Source organism: Actinomadura xylanilytica, assembly GCF_030283145.1.
In the GTDB taxonomy this organism is placed as follows: domain Bacteria; phylum Actinomycetota; class Actinomycetes; order Streptosporangiales; family Streptosporangiaceae; genus Spirillospora; species Spirillospora xylanilytica.
On record NZ_JASNWE010000002.1, the window covers coordinates 1,236,571 to 1,258,096 of the forward strand.

At 70.3% G+C, this 21,526-nt stretch carries 23 protein-coding genes and 1 riboswitch; of the genes, 12 read left to right on the forward strand and 11 right to left on the reverse strand.

Annotated elements, in window-relative coordinates; all coding sequences use genetic code 11:
• Positions 1 to 66: 66 nt before the first annotated feature.
• Entirely contained in the window at positions 67 to 657 is a 591-nt protein-coding gene (locus tag QP090_RS16895) for a TetR/AcrR family transcriptional regulator (RefSeq protein WP_285939869.1), read from the reverse strand.
• 187 nt (positions 658 to 844) lie between these two features.
• On the opposite strand from QP090_RS16895, the gene QP090_RS16900 reads away from it, so the two are divergent.
• Positions 845 to 2,485 carry an MDR family MFS transporter gene (locus QP090_RS16900; protein ID WP_490393319.1) on the forward strand — a complete coding sequence of 547 codons (1,641 nt, stop codon included), beginning with the start codon at positions 845 to 847 and terminating at the stop codon, positions 2,483 to 2,485.
• Positions 2,486 to 2,588: 103 nt separating this feature from the next.
• Here QP090_RS16900 and QP090_RS16905 read toward each other — a convergent pair whose 3' ends face one another.
• Positions 2,589 to 2,984 (reverse strand): ATP-binding protein, encoded by a 396-nt coding sequence (locus QP090_RS16905; protein ID WP_285939870.1) that lies wholly within the window; start codon positions 2,982 to 2,984, stop codon positions 2,589 to 2,591.
• A gap of 228 nt (positions 2,985 to 3,212) precedes the next feature.
• Here QP090_RS16905 and QP090_RS16910 point away from each other — a divergent pair, with 228 nt between their 5' ends.
• Together QP090_RS16910 and QP090_RS16915 are read left to right on the forward strand one after the other, a co-directional pair.
• Positions 3,213 to 4,043, forward strand: coding sequence for a helix-turn-helix domain-containing protein (locus QP090_RS16910; protein WP_285939871.1), 831 nt, complete (start codon positions 3,213 to 3,215; stop codon positions 4,041 to 4,043).
• 34 nt (positions 4,044 to 4,077) lie between these two features.
• The gene (locus QP090_RS16915) at positions 4,078 to 4,245 is read left to right on the forward strand and encodes a DUF397 domain-containing protein (protein ID WP_349666498.1); all 168 of its coding nucleotides are present in this window, start codon (positions 4,078 to 4,080) and stop codon (positions 4,243 to 4,245) included.
• 138 nt (positions 4,246 to 4,383) lie between these two features.
• On the opposite strand, the gene QP090_RS16920 is transcribed toward QP090_RS16915, so the two are convergent.
• Positions 4,384 to 4,611: a hypothetical protein gene (locus tag QP090_RS16920; protein WP_285939873.1), complete on the reverse strand. Its 228-nt coding sequence runs from the start codon at positions 4,609 to 4,611 to the stop codon at positions 4,384 to 4,386.
• 75 nt (positions 4,612 to 4,686) lie between these two features.
• Positions 4,687 to 4,839 carry a hypothetical protein gene (locus QP090_RS16925; RefSeq protein ID WP_285939874.1) on the reverse strand — a complete coding sequence of 51 codons (153 nt, stop codon included), beginning with the start codon at positions 4,837 to 4,839 and terminating at the stop codon, positions 4,687 to 4,689.
• 294 nt (positions 4,840 to 5,133) lie between these two features.
• On the opposite strand from QP090_RS16925, the gene QP090_RS16930 reads away from it, so the two are divergent.
• On the forward strand, positions 5,134 to 6,762 hold the full coding sequence (locus QP090_RS16930; RefSeq protein WP_285939875.1) for a CocE/NonD family hydrolase: 1,629 nt from the start codon (positions 5,134 to 5,136) through the stop codon (positions 6,760 to 6,762).
• Positions 6,763 to 6,821: 59 nt separating this feature from the next.
• Here the strand turns inward: QP090_RS16930 and QP090_RS16935 are convergent, their stop codons facing one another.
• Complete coding sequence (locus QP090_RS16935; protein ID WP_285939876.1) at positions 6,822 to 7,349, reverse strand: DUF4241 domain-containing protein; 528 nt, start codon at positions 7,347 to 7,349, stop codon at positions 6,822 to 6,824.
• 242 nt (positions 7,350 to 7,591) lie between these two features.
• A complete protein-coding gene (def, locus tag QP090_RS16940) occupies positions 7,592 to 8,149 on the reverse strand; it encodes a peptide deformylase (RefSeq protein ID WP_285939877.1) in 558 nt (185 codons plus the stop codon).
• 137 nt (positions 8,150 to 8,286) lie between these two features.
• Here def and QP090_RS16945 point away from each other — a divergent pair, with 137 nt between their 5' ends.
• Positions 8,287 to 8,535: a hypothetical protein gene (locus QP090_RS16945; protein WP_285940104.1), complete on the forward strand. Its 249-nt coding sequence runs from the start codon at positions 8,287 to 8,289 to the stop codon at positions 8,533 to 8,535.
• 176 nt (positions 8,536 to 8,711) lie between these two features.
• On the opposite strand, the gene QP090_RS16950 is transcribed toward QP090_RS16945, so the two are convergent.
• Positions 8,712 to 9,116 carry a hypothetical protein gene (locus QP090_RS16950; RefSeq protein ID WP_285939878.1) on the reverse strand — a complete coding sequence of 135 codons (405 nt, stop codon included), beginning with the start codon at positions 9,114 to 9,116 and terminating at the stop codon, positions 8,712 to 8,714.
• Between the two features lie 837 nt (positions 9,117 to 9,953).
• Positions 9,954 to 10,154: a peptide deformylase gene (locus tag QP090_RS16955; protein WP_432763045.1), complete on the reverse strand. Its 201-nt coding sequence runs from the start codon at positions 10,152 to 10,154 to the stop codon at positions 9,954 to 9,956.
• A 65-nt stretch (positions 10,155 to 10,219) separates the two neighbouring features.
• Positions 10,220 to 10,468: riboswitch (cobalamin riboswitch) on the forward strand.
• A gap of 118 nt (positions 10,469 to 10,586) precedes the next feature.
• Here QP090_RS16955 and metE point away from each other — a divergent pair.
• Positions 10,587 to 12,860, forward strand: coding sequence for a 5-methyltetrahydropteroyltriglutamate--homocysteine S-methyltransferase (metE, locus tag QP090_RS16960; protein ID WP_285939879.1), 2,274 nt, complete (start codon positions 10,587 to 10,589; stop codon positions 12,858 to 12,860).
• 56 nt (positions 12,861 to 12,916) lie between these two features.
• The gene (locus tag QP090_RS16965) at positions 12,917 to 13,204 is read left to right on the forward strand and encodes a chorismate mutase (protein WP_285939880.1); all 288 of its coding nucleotides are present in this window, start codon (positions 12,917 to 12,919) and stop codon (positions 13,202 to 13,204) included.
• Between the two features lie 58 nt (positions 13,205 to 13,262).
• Here QP090_RS16965 and QP090_RS16970 read toward each other — a convergent pair whose 3' ends face one another.
• Positions 13,263 to 13,679 carry an ATP-binding protein gene (locus QP090_RS16970; protein WP_285939881.1) on the reverse strand — a complete coding sequence of 139 codons (417 nt, stop codon included), beginning with the start codon at positions 13,677 to 13,679 and terminating at the stop codon, positions 13,263 to 13,265.
• Between the two features lie 674 nt (positions 13,680 to 14,353).
• Here QP090_RS16970 and QP090_RS16975 point away from each other — a divergent pair.
• Together QP090_RS16975 and QP090_RS16980 are read left to right on the forward strand one after the other, a co-directional pair.
• Positions 14,354 to 15,616: a helix-turn-helix domain-containing protein gene (locus tag QP090_RS16975; RefSeq protein ID WP_285939882.1), complete on the forward strand. Its 1,263-nt coding sequence runs from the start codon at positions 14,354 to 14,356 to the stop codon at positions 15,614 to 15,616.
• 183 nt (positions 15,617 to 15,799) lie between these two features.
• A complete protein-coding gene (locus QP090_RS16980) occupies positions 15,800 to 16,504 on the forward strand; it encodes a putative DNA-mimic protein (RefSeq protein ID WP_285939883.1) in 705 nt (234 codons plus the stop codon).
• 151 nt (positions 16,505 to 16,655) lie between these two features.
• On the opposite strand, the gene QP090_RS16985 is transcribed toward QP090_RS16980, so the two are convergent.
• Positions 16,656 to 17,567, reverse strand: coding sequence for a MerR family transcriptional regulator (locus tag QP090_RS16985; protein ID WP_285939884.1), 912 nt, complete (start codon positions 17,565 to 17,567; stop codon positions 16,656 to 16,658).
• 68 nt (positions 17,568 to 17,635) lie between these two features.
• Here QP090_RS16985 and QP090_RS16990 point away from each other — a divergent pair, with 68 nt between their 5' ends.
• The 3 genes from QP090_RS16990 (at position 17,636) to QP090_RS17000 (ending at position 20,513) form a co-directional block, all read left to right on the forward strand.
• A complete protein-coding gene (locus QP090_RS16990) occupies positions 17,636 to 18,391 on the forward strand; it encodes a maleylpyruvate isomerase family mycothiol-dependent enzyme (protein ID WP_285939885.1) in 756 nt (251 codons plus the stop codon).
• A 255-nt stretch (positions 18,392 to 18,646) separates the two neighbouring features.
• Positions 18,647 to 19,669, forward strand: coding sequence for a carbon-nitrogen hydrolase family protein (locus QP090_RS16995; protein ID WP_285939886.1), 1,023 nt, complete (start codon positions 18,647 to 18,649; stop codon positions 19,667 to 19,669).
• A 142-nt stretch (positions 19,670 to 19,811) separates the two neighbouring features.
• Complete coding sequence (locus QP090_RS17000) at positions 19,812 to 20,513, forward strand: SMI1/KNR4 family protein (RefSeq protein ID WP_285939887.1); 702 nt, start codon at positions 19,812 to 19,814, stop codon at positions 20,511 to 20,513.
• Between the two features lie 129 nt (positions 20,514 to 20,642).
• Here the strand turns inward: QP090_RS17000 and QP090_RS17005 are convergent, their stop codons facing one another.
• Positions 20,643 to 21,470 (reverse strand): DUF1963 domain-containing protein, encoded by an 828-nt coding sequence (locus QP090_RS17005; RefSeq protein WP_285939888.1) that lies wholly within the window; start codon positions 21,468 to 21,470, stop codon positions 20,643 to 20,645.
• Positions 21,471 to 21,526 lie beyond the last annotated feature (56 nt).

The window sequence follows — 21,526 nt, forward strand, 5'->3', positions numbered from 1 at the left end:
GACGCGGCGGCCTCGGCCATGGAGAAGCGCCACCTCTGAAAGCCGGGCCGGGGGCGCGGGTGCCGGTCAGTTGAACGGGCGGGCCATCTCGTCCAGGGTCTCGGCGGTGACGGCGCTCAGCGGGCGCGGCGGCTGCTCCTCGATCCACAGGTGCGTCGCGAGGCGCAGTGAGGTGAGGAACGCCGCCGCCGTGACGCGCGAGCGCGGGTGCGCGCTGCTGATGCCGTCCCGCTCGCCGATGGCCGTGGCGAGCCGGCGCTCGTAGGTGGCGTAGTGCGCGAGCTGCCGGGCCAGCACCGAAGGGTGTGCGCGGGCGAGCCGCGCCTGGGCGGCCCACTGCGGGTCGGGCTCGCCGACTTCGGCGAAGGCCGTCAGGAGGGCGGCGCGCAGCGCGGTCCACGACGACTCGCCGGCCGGACGTGCCTCGAACGCCTCCAGCAGGCCGAGCATCCGCTGCTGATCGCCGTAGAGGAGCGCGTCCTCCTTGCCGGCGAAGTAGTTGGAGAAGGTGCGGCGCGAGACGCCCGCCGCGTCGGCGATGGCCTCCACGGTGACCTCGCCGAGACCGTGCTCGACCGCGAGGCGCATCGCGGCGTCGTGCAGGGCCCGGCGCGTCGCCTCCTTCTTGCGCTCGCGCAATCCGACGGTGCTGTCCATGGTCCGCCCAGCCTATCCACCGGTAATGATGCTTGGTGGGAAATTTTGCCCAGTGGGAATATACTTCCCCGGTTCCGGCCTTGTTCTCTACGTCCCGGCGTTTCCTCCGGGCCCGTCCCGGCGTCCCGCACGCCGCCGTGCCGCCGCCCGTCCGGGCCGCACTCCCCAACCCCATGGAGGCAATCACTTGAGCGAGCAAGCTCCGCCCAAGGCAGCCCCGATGTCGCAACGGCAGATCCTGGAGGCCCTCAGCGGGCTGCTCCTGGTGCTGTTCGTGGCGATGCTCAGCGGGACCGTGGTCTCCACCGCGCTGCCGCAGATCATCGGTTCGCTCAAGGGCACCCAGTCGCAGTACACCTGGGTCGTCACCGCGACCCTGCTGGTCTCCACCGCCTCCACCCCGATCTGGGGCAAGCTGGCCGACCTCTACGACAAGAAGCGGCTGCTCCAGATCGGCATCGTCATCTTCGTCGGCGCCTCGATGATCTCGGGGCTGGCGCAGAACACCGAGCAGCTCATCGCCGCCCGCGCCGTCCAGGGCCTCGGCATGGGCGCGCTCCAGATCCTGGCGCAGATCGTGATGGCCGCCATGATCAGCCCGCGCGACCGGGGCCGCTACTACGGCTACCTCGGCGCGGTGATGGCGCTCGCCACCGTCGGCGGTCCGCTGCTCGGCGGGCTCATCGTGGACACCTCCTGGCTCGGCTGGCGCTGGTGCTTCTTCATCGGCGTGCCGTTCGCGGTCGTGTCCTTCGTGCTGCTCCAGAAGACCCTGCGGCTGCCGGTGATCCGGCGCCCCGGAGTGAAGATCGACTACCTGGGCGCGGCGCTGCTGGCGGGCGGCGTCAGCCTGCTGCTCATCTGGGTCACCTTCGTCGGCACGAACTTCGACTGGCTGTCCTGGCAGACCCTGGTCATGGTCGGCGCGGGCGTGCTCGTCCTCGCCGCCGCGGTGTGGGTGGAGTCGCGCGCCGCCGAGCCGGTCGTCCCGCTGAACGTGATCCGCCGCCGCAACACCGCGCTCGCGATCGTCGCCAGCCTCGCGGTCGGCATGGCGATGTTCGGCGGCGCGGTCTTCCTCGGCCAGTACTTCCAGATCGGCCGCGGCTACAGTCCGACCGAGGCGGGCCTGCTCACCTTCCCGATGATGCTCGGGGTGCTCGGCTCGTCCACCGTCGTCGGGCGGTTCACCACCAAGACCGGCAAGGTCAAGCCGTTCATCGTCGCCGGGACGGTCGCGCTGACCGCCGGGTTCGCCCTGCTCGCCACCATCGACCATCAGACCTCGCTGTGGTTCGTCGGCGCCGGGATGTTCCTGGTCGGCGTCGGCGTCGGCATGTCGATGCAGAACCTGGTGCTGGTCGTGCAGAACTCGGTGCATCTGAACGAGGTGGGCGCGGCCAGCGGCTCGATCACCTTCTTCCGCTCGCTCGGCGGGACGATCGGGGTGTCGGTGCTCGGCGCCGTCCTGGCCAACCAGGTCACCGCCAACATCACCCACGGCCTGGCCCGCCTCGGCATGTCAGGCTCGGGGAGCAAGGCCGGCGGCGATCTCGACGTCGACGGGCTGCCCGCCCCGATCCGCGAGGTCGTGCGGGCCGCGTACGGCGACGCGACCAGCCGGATCTTCCTGATCTCCGCCGCCATCGCCGTCGTCGGCATCGTCGCGGCGGCGTTCCTCAAGCCGGTCATGCTGCGCGACAGCCTCGACATGCCCGCCGACGCCCCCGCAGGCCCCGCCGACGCCGCGGCGGCCGTGGACACCCTCCCCGCGGACGGCCTTCCGGGCGGCGGCGTGTCCGAGGACAGCGCGTCGAGGAGGCGCTGACCGGCGGTTCGACGCCGTTGCGGGACACCCGGTCCCGCGCCGCACCGCGCGTCGCGGTGCTGTGCCGCAACCACCGCGGCATGGTCGAATCGCTCGTCGCGTGTCAGATGGCGGCGGGACCGGCCTGGACGTCGACCTCGAACCACAGATGGGTCTGCCGGGGGGTCTGCTCCAGGCCCCATTCGGTGGAGAGGGCGTCGATGACGGCCAGGCCGCGGCCGTGGTCGATGCGGCCCCGCCCGAACAGGTCGGCGCGGCCGGGGCCGTCGTCGCGGACCTCCACCCGCACCCGGTGGCCGTCGGTGGAGACACTGACACGGGTGACGCCCGAGCCGTGCAGCACGGCGTTGGCGATGGCCTCGGCGGACATCAGCTCGATGTCGTCGAGGACGGTCGCGTCGGAGATGACCTTGGCGGCCCGCTCGCGGACGGTGCGCCGCGCGGCCTGGCCCTCGTCCCGCCCGCCGTGCAGGGCGACCTGCTCGCCCAGCTCTTCCATCGGAGCCGTCACGACCTGGGGCCCGGGGCCGCGGCGGTGGGCCGCCGGCGCGCGAGACCGCGCGGGACGGTGCCTGCCGTACCGACTTTCACTGCATCACCACACTGAGATTCGAGAGCGCACCGCAATCATTCACCTGCGATGGGTGATCGGGCAATGCACTGTGCAATTGATCTTGTCCATTTGTGGCCGAGGTCACTCGGACCGTCCCCTGGAACACTTAGCGTCATGGCGACAGTTAGACAGCGGCGGCTCGCCCGTGAACTCCGGCGGCTGCGCGAGGGCGCCGGGCTCCGGCCCGCCGCCGTCGCCCGCGAGCTCGGCTGGGATCGCTCCAAGATCAGCCGGATCGAGACCGGCCGCACCAGGCCCAGGGAGGACGACGTCGGCGCGCTGCTCGACCTGTACGGCTGCGCGGGCTCGGACCGCGAGGTCCTGTTGGACATCTCCAGGGAGACCCGGCGGCGCAACTGGTGGACGTCCTTCGGCGACGTCTTCGACGGGACGTTCGTCGCCCTGGAGGACGGCGCCGCCGAGATCCTGTCGTGGCAGCCGCAGGTCGTGCCGGGCCTGCTCCAGACCGAGGACTACGCGCGGGCGGTGATCTCGGCCGCGCGGCCCGGATGCGCGCCCGCCGAGGTGCACCGGCGGGTGCGGGCCCGGATGGCGCGCCGGCCGCTGCTGAGCCGCCCGGACGACGCCCCGCGCCTTCACGCCGTCCTCGACGAGGCCGTGGTGCGCCGCGCGATGGGCGGGGCTGACGTGATGCGGACGCAGGTCGCCGAGTTGTGGGCGGCGGCGCACCGGCCCAATGTCACGGTGCAGATCCTGCCGTTCGCGGCCGGGGAGCACGCGGGCGTGGACGGCCGGTTCGTGATCCTCGGCTTCGCCGGCGCGGACGACCCGGACGCGGTGTACGTCGAGTCGGCCGTGGGCGACGCGTATCCGGAGGCCCCCGACCAGGCGGCCCGGCTTAGGCTGGCCTGGGAGCGCCTGCGCGGCGCGGCCCTCTCGCCAGAGGACTCGGCGGCGCTGCTCGCCGAGCTGAGTAGGGAGTGATCTAGTGACAACGGATCTCTCGTCGGCCTCGTGGGTGAAGTCCACCAGGTGCGGTGGCGGACAGGACTGCGTGGAGGTGGCCCGGAACATGCCCGGTGTCGTGGCGGTCCGTGATTCCAGTGACCCGCACGGGCCGGCGCTGGTGTTCGACGCGGGCACCTGGCGGGTCTTCACCGAGCGGCTGAGAGGCGGCCGGTCCTGACCGTTCCCGGAGCGCGATGGGCGAGCCCCCGGGACCGGTCGCGGTTCCGGGGGCCTCTAATGTAGTGCCGCGCCCACGGTAGGACTTGACGCTTTGGTCGCACATGGGGAAAAAATCAAACTTCAGCGCCCGGAATGCTCACTCCGCGCCGGGGTGGATGTCACCCGCCGGGACTTCAGCGCAGCTTCCAGATCCAGCCCAGATGCCCGCCTCCGCCGAAGCGGTGTTCGACGCGGGCGAGAAGCAGATCGACACGGCCCGCAGGGTCGCGTCCCGCGGCCGGGCGGGCCCGCCGTCCGGGTCCGGGACGAGCCCGAAGATCGCATCGAGCTCCAGCGCCGGCAATCTCGCCTCGTCCGAGATCATGCCGAGAGGCTAACCGCGTTCTCGGCGGTCGGGGGGTGAGCCCGGCCCGGGGTGGAGCCCCGGGCCGGGGGCGGGTCAGCGGCCTCGCTGGAGGCGGCGGGCCGGCATCTGCCGGGCGTTGCGGTTGGCGAACGCCGCTCGGTTGAAGTCGGGCGTCTTGCGCCTGCCCTTCTTCTTGGCCTTCTCGAAGGGATTGACGCCTTCTTGGTTCTGGTTTATGGCGCGCATAAAGAGACCACCTCCGGGCATGCGTGAATTCGGCCGCGAAAGGACCGACGAAAGGTAGGGCGAGAAGGGCCACGCACGTCTTCGGCACGGTCCTGAGCAGGCAGGACGGGGTGCGGAAGAGTGGTGTGGCGCCGGGAGTGGGAGCAGTGCCGCAGCCTTGCTGCGGGCGGCTCGACCAATGAGGATCAGATCTCCATGGCTCAAATGGTGCCGGAGGGGTGGAGTGGTGTCAACCCATTAATCGCGGGAGGATCATCGGGGGGCAGGTGACCGCGCGCTGGAGGGATGTGCCGCATGGCCGAACGAGACGTCCGCCGGAGGGGCGCCGCCCTGCTCGACCGCCTCCTCGGGCTGCCCGCGGCCACGGCCCCGGGCGTGGACGTGCACCGTGGTCTGCGGGTGCCGATGCCGGACGGGGTGACGCTGCTGGCCGACCGATACGTCCCGCGCCGGGCGGACGGCCCGGCGCCGGTGGTCCTGCTGCGCACGCCGTATGGCAGGCACCGGCCCGAGATGCGGCTGTTCGCGGGGGTCCTCGCGCGGCGCGGCCTCCAGGTCGTGGTGCAGAACATGCGGGGGGTGTCCGGGTCGGGCGGGGAGTTCCGTCCGTTCCACGACGAGCGGGACGACGGGCTGGCGACGGTCGCGTGGCTGCGGGAGCGGCCGTGGTGCGACGGGCGGGTCGCGACGGCGGGGGCCAGCTACCTCGGGTTCGCCGAGTGGGCGATCGGGGCGTACCTCGATCCGCCGCTGGAGGCGATGGGGCTCGGGGTCACCGCGTCGGAGTTCGTCCACTCGTTCTACCCGGGCGGGGCGCTCGGCCTGCACAACCTGCTGCTGTGGTCGTCGTCGATCGGCACGCAGAAGGAGGCGCCGCTGGGCGGGCTGCTGCCGAGCCCGCTGCACGTCCGCCGGGTGCGGCGGGCGATGGGTCGGCTGCCGGTCGGCGAGGCCGACCTCGCGGCGATCGGCCGGCCGGAGCCGTTCCTGCGGGAGGTCGTCGGCCATATCGATGACCAGGAGTTCTGGGCAGAGACCGACCACAGTGCCGGTGTCGCGGGGACGACGGCACCGGTCAGCATGGTCACCGGGTGGTGGGATCTGTTCCTGCGCCGGCAGCTCAAGGACTTCGCGGCGCTGCGGGCCGCCGGGCGGGAGGCCCGGATCACCGTCGGGCCGTGGGGGCACGATCTCAGGGCGCTGCGCGCGACGCTCCTCGACCAGGTCTCATGGCTCAGCGCCCATCTGCTGGACGACACCGCGCAACTGCGCCGGGCGCCTGTGCGGGTCCATCTCCAGAACGCGAACCGCTGGCTGGACTTCGAGCACTGGCCGCCCCGCGAGTCGACCCCGACGCCGCTCTTCCTCGTGCGCGCGCGGGAGCTGGAGTGGGACGCGCCCCTGAAGGACGGGGCGGTGAAGTTCACCTACGACCCGTCCGATCCGACACCGACGACCGGTGGCCCGCTCCTGTCCCCGGCCAAGGGCAAGCAGCAGGAGAACGGCGCCATCGAGGTCCGCCCGGATGTGGTCGTCTTCACCGGCGCGCGGCTGGAACGCGACCTCGATCTCGTCGGTCCGGTGTCGGCGACGGTGTACGTGCGCACCGATCCCGGGTACGCGGACGTGTTCGTGCGGCTCTGCGACGTCGACGCCACGGGGGGCTCGCGGAACGTCACCGACGGCATCCTGCGCCTCCGTCCAGGGCGGGGCGGGCAGGACGGCGTCGTCCGGGCCGAGGTGGAGATGCATCCGACCGGTTACCGGTTCCGGCGGGGGCACCGGCTGCGGGTGCAGGTCGCGGGCGGCGCGTTCCCGCGTTTCGCGCGCAACCACGGACGGGCGAGCCGGTCGCCGCGGCCGTGCGGACGGTGCCGATCAGGTTCGAGGTGTTCACCGGACCGGACCGTCCCACGGCGGTGACGCTGCCCCTGCTGGACGGTCGGCCGCGCCCGGCGTAGAGCGTTTCGAGCCGCTTGGCCCTATTCGTCGCCGAGGACGATCCGAACGCGCACGAGGTCTCCGGCGGCGTCGCGGTCGGCATACACGGGGAACAGGCCGTCGCCCCAGCCCGTCATGAAGCACAGCGTCCAGGTGCCGCCGACCTCGATCCGTCCGGCCTCGTGCTCGGACGCGCGGACCTGCGCCATCACCTGCCAGTGGTGCGAGTGCGGCCGGAAGTCGAGGCCGAGGCGCCGGTCCGGGTCGGCGGCGATCCAGTCCTCGATGTCGATGGCGAGTTCGTCGGCCTCGTCGACGTCGAGGTCGGTCCAGCCGTGCACGCCGTCCTCGCCGGGCCGGCCGAGCAGGGGGGCGTCGAAGTGGGCCGCGGCCTCGCCCGCCGAAAGGCCCCAGAACGCCAGATCGGCGAGCCCGTCGAGCGGGTCGTCGTCGTGCCGCCAGGAGGCGAGCCCGTCGGCGTCGGTGAGGCTGAGCCGCGCCGCGTCCACCTTGACGGTGCCGAGCGGTGCGGACGACACCGGCTCGGTGTCGCCCACCTGTACCGACACGCTCTCCCAGCGGTCGCCGAACGGCGGCCCGTAGTCGGTGCGGACGCCGCTCGGCGTCCGGTCCGGTGATCGTCAGGTCGGCCGCCTCGTCGGCCCGCGGCGGCGCGCCGCCGGACCACAGGCCCAGATGACCCGTGTCGGCGATCACCAGCCGGCCGGACGGGCAGGTGATGCTTCCCAGCCTGACGGTCCGCTCGCGTCGGGAGATCATCGGCGCAGTATGCCGCGAATCGGACGCGATCTCAGCCGTCCGCCGCAGCGCCCTCCGCCTCCGCCGCGGCCTCGGCGCGGAGCTCGGCGTACTGCTTGAGCACCTTCTTGCGCGACCGGCCGGACAGGCGGTCGATGTAGAGCTTGCCCTGGAGGTGGTCGGTCTCGTGCTGGAGGCAGCGGGCGAGCTGGCCCGTCCCCTCGATCGTGACGGGGGCGCCCTGGAGGTCGAAGCCGTGGCAGGTCGCGCGGTCGGGACGGGCCAGCTTCGCGTACGGGCCGGGCACCGAGAGGCAGCCCTCCTCGCCCTCGTCGAGGCGCCGCTCGCCCAGCTCGGGCAGGTCGACGGTGGGGTTGACGACGGTGCCCTTGTGCTGCCGGCCGTCGGCGTCGTCGCAGTCGTAGACGAACACCCGCAGGTCGACGCCGATCTGGTTGGCGGCGAGCCCGACGCCCTCCGCCGCGTACATGCTGGCGAACATGTCGTCGGCCAGTTCGGCGAGCGCGGCGTCGAAGTTCTCGACCGTCCGGCAGGGCTGGTGCAGGACCGGCGTCCCCACCAGCGTGATCGGTCGTACCTGTCCGGACATCGCGTCCCTCCCTGGAGTCTCGCGCAAGCCTAACCACAGCCGACAGGGGCGGAGGATCGCGTGTCTATACTCGCGGCTGCGGATGGTTCACCCGTGCCGCCTCGGCGGGACGGGAACGACCGCCGTCATACGCACTGATCCGGTCAAGGGTTGGGAAGCGACGGCCAGTAGGACGTGCCGGTCCGGCACGGTGCCCGTCCAACACCTTCTCGCTGTACGACCAGGTGCTCGACACGACGGTGCTGGTCGACGCGGTCCCCGAGCGCTTCCGCGACCGCGGCGGGCTGGACGCCTACTTCGCCTCACCGACCACCGGGCACGCATCACCAGACCCGATGGAATCGAGGGCGACCGCACCCGCAACCACATCTACTCACGGCCGGTAATGTGAGTCTTCAAAAGAAGTTCACGCGAATCGGTGTCATTCTGATTGTGGCAGTAGTTGGGTGATCGTTGCCGAATTCGGCTTTCAGGGATCAAGGGCGGCGCCGGTCCAATCAACGGCCGGCACGTCGGGACGCTCGCCCAGATAGGAGCGGCGACTCTATGTCCCCGCATGGCGTCACGACGAGGAACGAGTCACCAACGCGAACCCGACAGCTCCAACCAGGAAAGCAGAGGAAAGTCCCACAAAGCCTGACCAGAGGGACCCCAAGGGCGACGCCGTTGATGTACCGACCGCAATACCCACGAGAGCACCGAAAAGAACAGCGACCAACAAGCCCAACCACCGCCGAGGCGGACGGTGCGCCAGCGCTCCGACCATGGGGAGCATGAGCGGAACCACCGCAACCGCCCATCCCACAACTGGAGGACCCCCAAACAGCAGAAGCTTCACGCCGAGTCCCGCTGCAGCAACAGCGACCGCAATGATCGTCCAGACGATCAGCTTGACCGGGCCGAACCGTTCATCCGACCGACCAGGCTCATAAGCGCTGCCCACCTCGAACCACCAGAACGCCAGCATGTCGGCCATCATGTCCGCCAGGCCCTGCCGCCACCCAGGAACCCGAGATGTGTCCGGGTCATCCGTAATTTGAATCCCCTCACTCATGTCGAAGGTGAATCGGCCGTTTGGTTTCAATCATTGCAGCGAGTCGCGTTAAATGACCTTATCATGTTGATTGGTGAAACATCCAACTTCGCTCCAGTGTCGACCTCACGCCGCGACCATCGCGCGCTCCTGGGGGCCCGGCCGGTCATGGGGTGCACGCACGTACGGCCGTCACGTTCAGGCCGCAGGTCAACGAGCCAGGTTCGCCCACGCCCGTTGTGGCCGCCTTGTCCGCGTTGAACTCCATCAACGCACTACTAACCAGGGTTAATTGGGTTCAGCGGAGTGCTCTACCCCAGACCGAGGTCGGCCCGGAGGCTCTACACCCATTGGAGACACTCATGGACAAGTCCATAACCGGGGCGATGATGTGCCCCGAATGGGCACGGCTCGGCAAGCCGTGCGGAACATGCTCCATATGTAAACCAACTACGTTCTGATCTCCCCCGCCGGCCTGGCCAACCACTGGAGTGGTGTCCGTTGCGCCCACGTCAGGCCAGCCGGGGGTTGCCACGCGCCCGGCCGACCCCGGGGACTGCCGGGGGAGGGGGAGAAGAGAGCCCCCGAAGCCGATGGGAGGGGTCACCGGCTTCGGGGCTCTCTGCCGTCAGTCGGTGCACCAGACCGGTTCGAGAAGCTCGGGGTTGAAGGTCACACGGCCCTTGCCCGCCGGATGGATGACTACTGCATGAAGCGCTGATCGAACATACGTCCGCTTGGTGGACACCGGAAGAAAGAAGGACTCCGACGTCATCTCTCCCGCAGCAAAGCGCCGGGAAAGCTTGACCCGATCTGGTTGGCGGCGAGCCCGACGCCCTCCGCCGCGTACATGCTGGCGAACATGTCGTCGGCCAGTTCGGCGAGCGCGGCGTCGAAGTTCTCGACCGTCCGGCAGGGCTGGTGCAGGACCGGCGTCCCCACCAGCGTGATCGGTCGTACCCGTCCGGACATCGCGTCCCTCCCTGGAGTCTCGCGCAAGCCTAACCACAGCCGACAGGGGCGGAGGGCCGCGTGTCTATACTCGCGGCTGCGGATGGTTCACCCGTGCCGCCTCGGTGGGACGGGTGTCGTAAGAGGGAACCCGGTGCGGCGACGTCGATCTGATCGGCCGAGCCAATTCCGGGACTGCCCCGCAGCGGTGAACGGGAACGACCGCCGTCATACGCACTGATCCGGTCAAGGGTTGGGAAGCGACGGCCAGTAGGACGTGCCGGTCCGGCACGGTGCCCGTGAGTCCGAAGACCTGCCTCCGCCCGCGCGCCGCCCGGCGCGCGGTGGTCCACGGCCTCGTGGGAAGGCCCGGAACGCCGCGGTGTGCATTCGCCGTGCGGCCCGTGCCCCTCCCCGCGTCGCCGTGGAACGGCCTGACGAGGGAGAGCCGGCATGACGATCGACACGACGGTCCTGGGATATCCGCGGATCGGACCGGACCGCGAGCTGAAGCGCGCGACCGAGGCGTACTGGGCGGGCGGGCTCGACGCCGCCGGGCTGGAGGCCGCCGCGTCTGCGCTGCGCCGCTCGGTGTGGACGGGGCTGAGGGACGCGGGACTCGGGCTGATCCCGTCCAACACCTTCTCGCTGTACGACCAGGTGCTCGACACGACGGTGCTGGTCGACGCGGTCCCCGAGCGCTTCCGCGACCGCGAGGGGCTGGACGCCTACTTCGCGATGGCGCGCGGCGCCGAGGGCGTCCCCGCGCTGGAGATGACCAAGTGGTTCGACACCAACTACCACTACCTGGTGCCCGAGCTCGGGCCGGACACCCGCTTCCGGCTCGCCGACCCGGTGAGCGCCAAGCCGCTCGCCGAGTACCGGGAGGCCAGGATCCTCGGGATCGAGACGCGGCCGGTGCTGGTCGGGCCGCTGACCTACCTGCTGCTGGCCAAGCCGGCGCCGGGCGCGCCCGCGGGTTTCCGGCCGCTCGACCTGCTGGACGGGCTGGTCGAGGTGTACGCCGAGCTGCTGGAACGGCTCGCCGGGGCGGGCTGCGCGTGGGTGCAGCTCGACGAGCCCGCGCTCGCCGCCGACCGCACCGACGAGGAACTGGACGCGCTGCGCCGCGCGTACGACCGGCTGTCCGGGTTGCCGTCCCGTCCCCGCCTGCTGGCCGCCACCTACTTCGGGGAGATCGGCGGCGCGCTCCCCGTCCTGGCTGGGACGGCCGTGGAGGCGATCGGGCTCGACTTCGTCGCCGGGCCCGGCAATTTGAAGGCGCTCGCCTCCATCGGCGGGCTGCCGCGCCGGACGCTGGTCGCCGGGGTGGTGGACGGGCGGAACGTCTGGCGGGCCGACCTGTCCGCGTCCCTGTCGGTCTGCGCGTCCCTGCTCGGGCTCGCCGGGGACGTGGTGGCCGGCACGTCCTGCTCGCTGCTGCACGTCCCGCTCGACCTGGGCGCCGAGCCCGGCCTGGACGACGGTCTCCGCGGCCGGCTCGCGTTCGCCCGGCAGAAGGTCGACGAGGTGGTGCTCCTCGGCCGCGCCCTCCGCGAGGGCCACGAGGTGATCGCCTCCGCCGCGGCCGAGACCCGCGCCGCGGCGGAGGCGGGAACCCGCTCGGACTACCGCGTCCGGGCCCGGCTGGACGCTCTCGGCGACGGCACCGTCCGCGCCGACCCGGCCGCGCGGTTCGCCGCGCAGCAGGAGGCGCTGGGGCTGCCGCCGCTCGCGACGACCACGATCGGCTCGTTCCCGCAGACCGCAGAGGTGCGGCGCGCCCGCGCCGACCACCGCGCCGGACGGATCGACACCGCCGCCTACGAGCAGGTCATGCGGGACGAGATCGACCGCGTCATCGCGCTCCAGGAGGACCTCGGCCTCGACGTCCTCGTGCACGGCGAGCCGGAGCGCAACGACATGGTGCAGTACTTCGCCGAGCAGCTCGACGGGTACGCCGCCACCGCCAACGGCTGGGTGCAGTCGTACGGGACGCGCTGCGTCCGGCCGCCGATCCTGTTCGGGGACGTGGCCCGTCCCGAGCCGATGACCGTCCGCTGGACCACCTACGCGCAGTCGCGGACGCGGCGTCCGGTCAAGGGCATGCTGACCGGGCCCACGACCATGCTGGCCTGGTCGTTCGTCCGCGACGACCAGCCGCTCGGCGACACCGCCCGGCAGGTCGCGCTGGCGCTGCGCGACGAGATCCGCGACCTGGAGGCGGCCGGGATCGGCATCATCCAGGTCGACGAGCCCGCCCTCCGCGAGCTCCTCCCGCTGCGCGCCGCCGACCAGCCCGCGTACTTCGCCTGGGCGATCGCCGCGTTCCGGCTGGCCACCTCGGGCGTCGCCGTGACCACGCAGATCCACACGCACATGTGCTACTCGGAGTTCGGCGAGGTCATCGGCGCGATCGGCGACCTGGACGCCGACGTCGCCAGCGTCGAGGCGGCCCGTTCCCACATGGAGCTGGTCACCGACCTCAACGCGGCGGGCTACGCCGCGGGCATCGGCCCCGGCGTGTACGACATCCATTCGCCGCGCGTCCCTGAGGTGGCGGAAATGGAGGACTCCCTCCGGCGCGCCCTCCAGACCATCACCCCCGCGCGTCTCTGGGTGAACCCCGACTGCGGCCTCAAGACCCGCGACTACCCGGAGACCGAGGCGTCCCTGCGCAACATGGTCACAGCCGCCCGCAACATCAGAGCGGCCCTCCCCGCCTGACACCGTCCGCGGCCTGCCCCGGGCCACGGGGCAGGCCGTTGTGTGACAATTGGGACATGATCGACCCGACGTCCCTCGCGGAAGTCCGCGCCCGCATCGACGGCATCGACGACGACCTCGTCCGGCTGCTGGCGGACCGGCAGGCGCTGGTGCGGGCCGCGGCGGAGTTCAAGGCCGACGAGCAGGCCGTACGCGCGCCCGCGCGGGTGGAGCAGGTGGTGGCCAGGGCCCGCGAACGCGCGCTGGCGGCGGGCCTGTCCCCGGACGTCGCCGAGCCGGTCTGGCGCGCGATGATCACCGCGTTCATCGACCTTGAGCTCACCGAGCACGCCGCCCGGAAGTAGCCGTCCGATCGGAACCGCGCCTGAGTGTGGTGGCCGGGACACGTGACGTACGGCCACGTCACCGGCTTCCGACGCCGTCACCTTGGCAGTCTGCCGCGATCCGGCACCACACGGTTTTGCCGCCGGCGGTCTCAAACCATCCCCAGGACGCCGAAAGGTGCGCGACGATCGCGAGCCCCCGTCCCGATTCCGCGGCGCCGCCCGGATCGTCCGCGCGAGGCAGCCGCCCGCACCACCCGCCCGCGTCCGACACCTCGACGCGCAGGGCGCCCGGTTCGAGCAGCAGGCAGATCGTGATCACGTCGTCCGGCCGGTGCGGCGCGTGCAGGACCGCGTTGCCGGTCAGTTCGGACGCGCAGGTCAGCAGATCATCGATCGCGGACGCGAGTCCGGCGGACGGTTCCGTGATCTCCTTCGCGAGCCGATCACGGATCCACCGCCGCGTCTCACCGACCTCCCGCCGGTCGTAACGCATCACCCGCACCCCGACGACGAGGCACTTTCCCCGCGCCACATCACCGGCCCCCGCGAGCGCGGTGCCAGGTTGCGGGGGCGCGGTGCCGGGTGTTCGGGCAGCGGGCGTGTTCGCGGTCACCAGGCCACCGACCTCGACTTGAGGATGTCGCGGAGCCATCGCCGGAGGGCTCGCCTCCGGGAGACGGGGCGCAGTGGCACCGGGTCCTGGGGGACGGCAGGCGTCGGCCGCACCGCCACACCGGTCTGAGCGCGGACATGTCGGGATTGAAGTGACATTTGCGGTCTCAATGCGTCCAATCGTCGCCATAGTTCGCTGTAGGTTTCGGCCTCGACCAATCCATGGTCCGTTCCCCGGGGCATTGCCCACCAATGGCCGGTGTACTCGCCATGCCAGATCACGAACCCGGGGAATTCGATCTTGAAGCGGCGGAGCACCTGATCTAGATCGACGTCCAGTGCCGCCCATGGGGGCGTATCCACTAGATTGTTCATAGGCCACGACTGCCTTTCGTGGTTCAGGCCCCGGAACTCGGTGTGGTAGCACCGGTCCGGGGCCGACTTGTCTTCCGAACCATGTAAGGGCCGTGGCGGGGTTACCGTGAAGATGTTGACTGTTGTGCGCACCAGTCGCGCAACAGATCAACACCCCGTTGACGCGGATTGGTGCGATTTATGGCGACGTTCGGTGCTACTTTGCGCGGTTTGATGGCTGATCGTGGACTGGGGCTGCGCGAGCTGGCCAGGAAGGTGCCGTGCGACCCCGGGCACCTGTCACGGGTGTCGCACGACCAGACTCGGCCGTCCGTGAAATTCGCGGAGGCGCTTGAGTGGACCCTGGAGGCCCCCGGCGAGCTCCGGCCCCTCCTACCCGGCAAGCGAGCCGCATCGCGCGCTACGTTGGAACCGGAAGCCGCCCAGGAAACGGACGAAGACGTGAGACGTCGCGAGGCTCTCCAACTGCTCGCCGCGCTCGGCGTGGGCGCCGGTGCGCTCGGCTCCACCGGCGAATCGGTCCGTCAGCTGCTGGCTCTGACCCTCGACAGCGAACCTCGTGACCTGGACGAATGGCATCTGACCATTTCGGATCACCTGCACGCGTTGCGGACGCGTCCGCCTGAGCGGGCCCGTGACGGCCTGGTCGTCGATCTGCTGGCCGTCCAGCGTCAGCTACAGACCGCCGATGTTCGGCAGGTGACCGAGCTTCAGCGCGTCACGGCCGCGCTGGCGATGCTGCACGCGAACATCCTGACCCGGCTGGGTGACCACGGGGCCGCGATCCACTGGTCCCGGACGGCCAAGGCCGCCGCCGACGCGTCCGGTGACCTCGAACTGCGCTTGCTGGTCCGCGCCGAGGAGGCGGGGCTGGGGTTGTACGGCCAGCGTGGTCCGGAAGCCGTACTCCAGCTCGTTCGCAAGGCCCAGTACATCGCGGGCGGCTCGGCATCGGTCGCGCTGGCCAGATTCGATCTCGCCCAGACGCAGGTGAAGGCGCTGTCCCTGCTCGGCAGGCACGAGGAGGCGAAGCAACGCGTTCGCCGGCTCAACATATCCGTTCCGGACGATTTGCGTGATGGGCCCATTCCGGCCTACTGGACCGGCGACCAGATGCATTTCGCTGAGAGCTGGGTGTACGCCCACGCGGGCGAGGAGAGTCGCGCTGATGACGCCCGCGAACGGGTCCTTTCGTATGGGCCTGATTATGTGTACGGCGTGAATGTTCGTCTGCACGAGGCCCTGTGCGTCACCGTGAACGGCGGGGTGGAACAGGGGGCACGTCAGGCCGTGGAGATCCTTTCCGAACTCTCGGTGTCCCAGCGGGTCCAGATGATCACTGAGACGGGGAAGGCCGTGCTGCGGGCGGTTCCGCCGGGGCAGAGGGAGCGTCCCGCCGTTCGGGAGTTGCGTGCGATCACCGGGAGGACGGCGCTCGGCTGAGTCGGGGCCGGGAGCTGGCTCGGTTCTGGAAGTGGACCGAGGTGGACCGGGCCTGACCAGGCGAGATTGATCCCTGGTGGAGTGGTGGACTTCCACTCCCCTCAAGACGACACGCCGGTGGTCCCATCAACATGCCACCACCAGCCCAAGGTCGTTTCTGCCGTTGAGACTAGGGTTGCTGCCGTGGCTTTGGACGTCAACGTCGGGATGTTTCTGTGCGCGGAAGACGAGGGCTGGGGCGGCGAATACCAGGAACGGTTCCTTGCCGACATCAACGCGACATTGCATCAGCTCGGCCTGCCGGAGCATCGCGAGCCCCGCACGCTCGCCGAGATCCACCCCCCGCTGGACCCGGGCACCGACCCCTGCCTGCTCGGTGCCCGGTTGGGTTCCTACGGCTCTGAGAAATACCAGCGGCTCGCCGACTTCGCCCGGCACCTGGCCGTCCTTGGCGCTGTGCCCCCGGCCGACCATCCGTACGACGCCCTCGCCGAACAGCGTTACGACGACCTACCCGACCGGCGGGCGGGCTTCGACCACGTCATCGCCACCGCGACCGGCATGGACACCGTCGTCCTGCCGCAACAGTTCGACGAGGTCGCCTACGGCACCGATAGACCAGTCGCACACGGCCTCCTCGTCTCCGCCCACCGGCTGCGCATCGAGAGCGTGATGCTGGGACACGCGTTCCGCTACGCAGACTCCCGCGGCCACGACTGGATCAGCGACAGCGTCCTGGACGACGATTCGTTCGCGCACCTGAACGCACGCATCGATGACGACCCGGACATGAAGCAGGCATGGGCGAACGAGGCCGACCTGTGCCACCGGCTGCTCAGCGCGGCCACCGACGTCCTCCGCAGCGGCGCGCTGGGCATCACCGGGTGACCGGTTGCGGACCGCCACACTCGCTGTCCGCCTGCCAACGCTCGATCTGTCCGCCATACAGCACTCCACTGACCGCCTACCAGGTGCTGCCCGCGGACGGCTCCGGGGCCCGCGTCACCGGCGACCGAGCAGAACACGGAGTCCGCGGGGGTCAGGTGAGGGATCGTTCGAGGGCGTCGAGGAGCCAGGCGAGGATCGAGCCCGGGGAGACGGGGCCGTGCGTGATCTCGGTGGTCAGGGTCCAGTAGCGCTGGACGGCCGGGTCGCGGTCCAGGGCCGAGTTCGCCAGCAGTTCGCGTCGGAACGCGGGGGTGTCGCGGCGGCCCCGGGCCGAGGCGTGGGTGGTCACGAAGCAGTCGAGGGCCAGGTCCGGGGCCCGTCCCGTGCCCATCAGGGGGAGGGCCAGCTCGGCCGCCGTGCCGATGCCGATCACGAGGGCGTTCTCGTCGGGGATCTGCTTCCGGTTGGCCCAGGAGCGGGCCTGTAGCCGCCTGGTCAGTGAGCGGTCGCCGACCAGGGCGACCATCTCGGCGTACGCGACGACCTGGCGGGTGGTCGGGTCGGCGGGCGGGTCGGGCACGTTCATGGCGACGAAGGTGTCGAACACCTCCGGCCGCAGCGGGGACAGGATGACGCGGCGCCAGAAGGCGACCAGGGCCTCGCGCGCGGCGCGTCCGCCACCGGCGGCGGAGAGCAGGTCCAGGCGCGCGGCCCGCTCGGACGGGGCGGCCTCCTCGATCGCGCGGAGCGAGGCGTGCCGCCAGGCGAGCGCCGCGAGCTCGACGTCGAGCGCGGCGCGTTCGGCGGCGACGGCCTCGGCGACGGAGCGCTCGCCGGTCAGGACGTGCGCGATCGCGGGCAGGCCCATACCGAGGTTCCGCAGGCTCCGCACCAGGTTGAGCCGGTCGACGGCGGACGCGTCGAACCTGCGGTGCCCGCCCTCGCTGCGCCGGGACTCCAGGATCCCCTCGTCGCAGTAGAAGCGGATGGTCCGGACGGGCACGCCGGTCGACCGGGCCAGGTCGCCGATGCCGAACAGCGTCCCGTCCGTGTCCTTGGTCACGGCCCCTTGAACCTCCACCTCGGTGGAGTTCTTACGTTAGGGGCATCCCGATGGACAGGAGGCACGACATGAGAACGCTGGACGTCGAGCGGCTCGCGGAAGGGCTGTGGGAGCAGAGCGGCTTGTTCGCGGACGCGGTCGACGGCGCGGACCCGGACGGGCGCGTGGACACCTGCCCGGAGTGGCGGATCCGGGACCTCGTCGTGCACCTCGGCCAGGCCCACCGGTGGGCGGCGGGGGTCGCGCGGACCGGTGCGCCCGCGCCCGCGCCGGACCCGGGCGCCGCGGACCCCGGCGGCCCGGACGCCTGGTCCGGGTGGCTGCGCGCCGGCGCCCAAGAGCTGATCGAGGCCGTCGGCGACGGCGGGACGGTGGTGTGGACCTTCACCGGTCCGCGGCCGTCGGTGTTCTGGCTGCGCCGGATGCTGCACGACACCTCCGTCCACCAGGGGGACGCGGCCCTCGCCCTCGGCACCGCCTTCGAGATCGCGCCCGACCTCGCGGCCGACGCGATCACCGAGGGGCTCGAGCTGCTGACCGCGCCCGGCGCGGAGGCGATCAAGTCCGACCTCGCCGAGCTGCGCGGTGACGGCCAGACCCTCCAGGTGCTGCCCGCGGACGGGCCCGAGGGGTGGCTGATCACCCGGACCCCCGGCGGGCCGAGGTGGGAGCACGGGTCGTCCGGCGGGGACGTGGTGGTGGCCGGGCCCGTGGCCGGGCTGCTGCTGGTGCTCACCAGGCGGCTCCCCGCGGACGGCTCCGGGGCCCGCGTCGCCGGCGACCGCGCGCTGCTGGACCACTGGCTGGCCCACACCGCGATGTGATCTGGGCCCGCCTCGAAGTGAGGTGAGCGTCGGCGGTGTCGCGGCCGGTCATCACCCGAAGAGGGGCGGAGGAGGCCCTGGGCGAGGTTGACGGTGGCCGGCGGTCAGGAGAACATGCTCGCGGCGTGGCCTACGCCTCACCTCCCTCGGCCGTCCCCGGCACGGTCTGGCACGGAGGCAAAGGGACTTGGTCTCAGGTCGCTGTCGCGGTCCGATCGTCTTGGACGTGGTCGCCGGGGGGCTCGCGTTCGGGACGTGGAAGGCCAGATGACAGCCAACAGGAATCTCAAGCGCCAGGTACGTGCCCGTGCCGCCAAGACGGGCGAGTCGTACACCACTGCCCTGAGGCACGTGCGTCCGGCGCCGTCAGGAGGCGCGAAGCCGGGCGCCTTCGGTGTCCGGCTGGCCGTGGCGCAGACCATCGTCCACCATGACCCGGGCAATTTCGTTGAGCTGCGCGAAAGTGGGCATCAGGTGCGCCGTCTGATGCGCGAAGCCCACCAGGCCGGCGCGAGGATCGTGCATTTCACCGAGGGGGCGAGCTGCTTTCCCCACAAGCGGGTGATGTCGGTCGAGGGGCCGGGCAGGATCGGTCCGGCTGACTGGAGCAGGTTCGCGTGGGGGGTACTCCGGCAGGAACTGGCCGCGACGGCGGAGCTGGCGCGAGAACTCATGCTGTGGACCGTCCTCGGTTCCACGCATCGACTGACCCCGCCTCACCGGCCGCACAACAGCCTGTACGTGATCTCTGACCGGGGCGACGTGGCGACGCGTTACGACGAGCGCATGCTGTCGGACACCAAGGTCTCCTACATGTACACGCCCGGCTCCACCCCGGTCACGTTCGAGGTCGACGCGGTCCGGTTCGGATGCGCGCTCGGAATGGAGGTCCATTTCCCCGAGATCTTCAGCGAGTACGAACGGCTCGATGTCGACTGTGTGCTGTTCTCGACGACGGGCGGGGCACCCGGCAGCGGGGCGGCATTCGCCACCGAGGCACAGGGACACGCGGCCACCAACGGCTACTGGACCAGCTTCTCCGTCCCCGCCCAGCACAGCACGATCACGCCCTCAGGAGTCATCGGTCCCGGCGGCGAATGGGCGGCCCAGTGCTCCCGGGACCAGAGACCGGCGGTGGTGGTCGTCGACATCGACCGCGACCCGGCCGACCATGCGAACCCCCAGGCCCGGCTGTGGCGCCGCAACGCCCGAGCAGGTCTCTACGACGACTACTTCGCTGAACACGACCCGCGAAGCGATGACCGCAGCGAATTTTAGCGACCGATCACGTGTGGGCACGGATTCTGTCGAGGAGTACACCTAGGCCGTGCCCCGTAGATCTTGTAGGTGACGCCTGCCCCTTTCGGCCGCACGTTGAACACGACCCGATCGAGGCCGGCATGTGGAAGTATCTCCTGCCATGACTTTCGACTTTCGTGCTGAACTGGACGTGCTGGCCCGGAGGATTGAGCAGAACCCCATGCTGGAACTGTTCTCGTTCGAGGTGTGTGCGCCCGTTTCGGAGGAAGCAGTCAAGGACGCTGAGGCGCGCTTCGGGGCGCCTTTGCCGGCGCCGCTGCGTCGGCTCTACCGAACGCTCGGCAGCGCCACCCTCCAGTGGTGTTTCAGATCAAGCCTTGACGAGCAAAATCGCCAACAAATATCCGAGAAACCCCCGAACACGATCGCCGAGCACGGCCTCTTCGATGGATCCATCGGGATTGCGTCACTGGAGAACGTGCTGTTCAACCCCGAGTACACCCCACTGCAACTTGAATACGAATCTGAATTTATTTTCGACGGGACCGTGTACGGCGACAATGAGTTCTGTCGTATGGTGCGCCACTTCGACACGGTCGACGACTGTTACGCGATGTCGTTCATCGTTCAGCCGGACCGTACGGACTGGAAGATGATGCTTCTCGGCGATTACTGGATCGAATACGACTATTCGAGGGTGGCCTACCTGGAGGACTACCTCAGGTACGTCATCGCCACATGGGGCCTGGTGGACGCCCGCGAAGAACTGTTCAGCGAGTACCGTGGCGACCTGCGCGAACCACTGCGCTTCGACCCCGACCTCGCTGCCGCCCGGGTCCCGACGATCTTGTCGGCCATGTGATCCGGCACCGTCCTCGCGTGTCCGGTGATCAGTGACTGGGGCACGGAGCCAGATGTGGATGGATTCCATCAGAGGGATGAACCGCGGCGAGTCGCCATGCTGGCCAGAAGTGATAAGGCGGATGATCTACTAGGGGAAGTCCGGTTCGGCCACTGCCTGAGTGAAGTCACCGTCGCGCAGCGCCTTGGTGGGGATGAGGAAGTGCAGCCCCCCGCCTTCAGGGAATTCCCATTCCGCGAGGTTGCTGGAGATCCGGAGCAGGCGCGTGTACTCGCCCTGGGGATCGGGGAGGAGTCGGTGGGTCGCCTCCTCCGCCGTCCAGCCGAAAGCCTGATCGACTCCGAGCGGGCCCGGATAGTACTGGTCCTCCGGGAAGTCGCCGAACATGAGCAGGGCGTCGGCTTCGAGTCGGTCGGCTTCGATGCCGGGATCAGGAGTGAAGCCGAAGTCTTCGATGAGGCTTTCGAGGGACATGAACGAGCCACTGGAAATGAGGCCGGGCAGCGTGAGATCGGGGCGGGCGTTCAGCGGGACCGCCGCGAAGCCGCGCTCGGGCTGCGGTGCCGTGACCGCGACGGCGCGTGCCGGGTTCGCCGGAACGACCCGGCAGATCGCCGGGTCGTCGAGGTCGTAGCCCGATGGCGCGGTGTCGAGGTAGAAGAAGTTGAGCAGCCCGGGACGGCAGGGCAGTTCGTCCCCGAGCCATGGCGCCAGCTCGTCGGTGTCCAGCACGGCGAAGAGGACGAGCGGAAGGTCGTCGCACCGTGGCCACGGTGTTCCCGGATCCAGCAGCGCGGGCCCGCCCAGCCGGCACCGGCCGGTCGCGGGCCGGGCATCGTTCGCCGGGGTGAGATCGAATCCCGGACGGGCCAGGGCGGCGAGTTGCGGACCCAGAGCCGCGCCCAGCCTTTCGGTGCACAGCCTGTGGACAGCGGCCGTCTCGGTCGGAAGATCCATGCGCCAATACCAGCACAGACCGCCGCCGAATTCGCCTCATGGTCGCGATCGCGTGG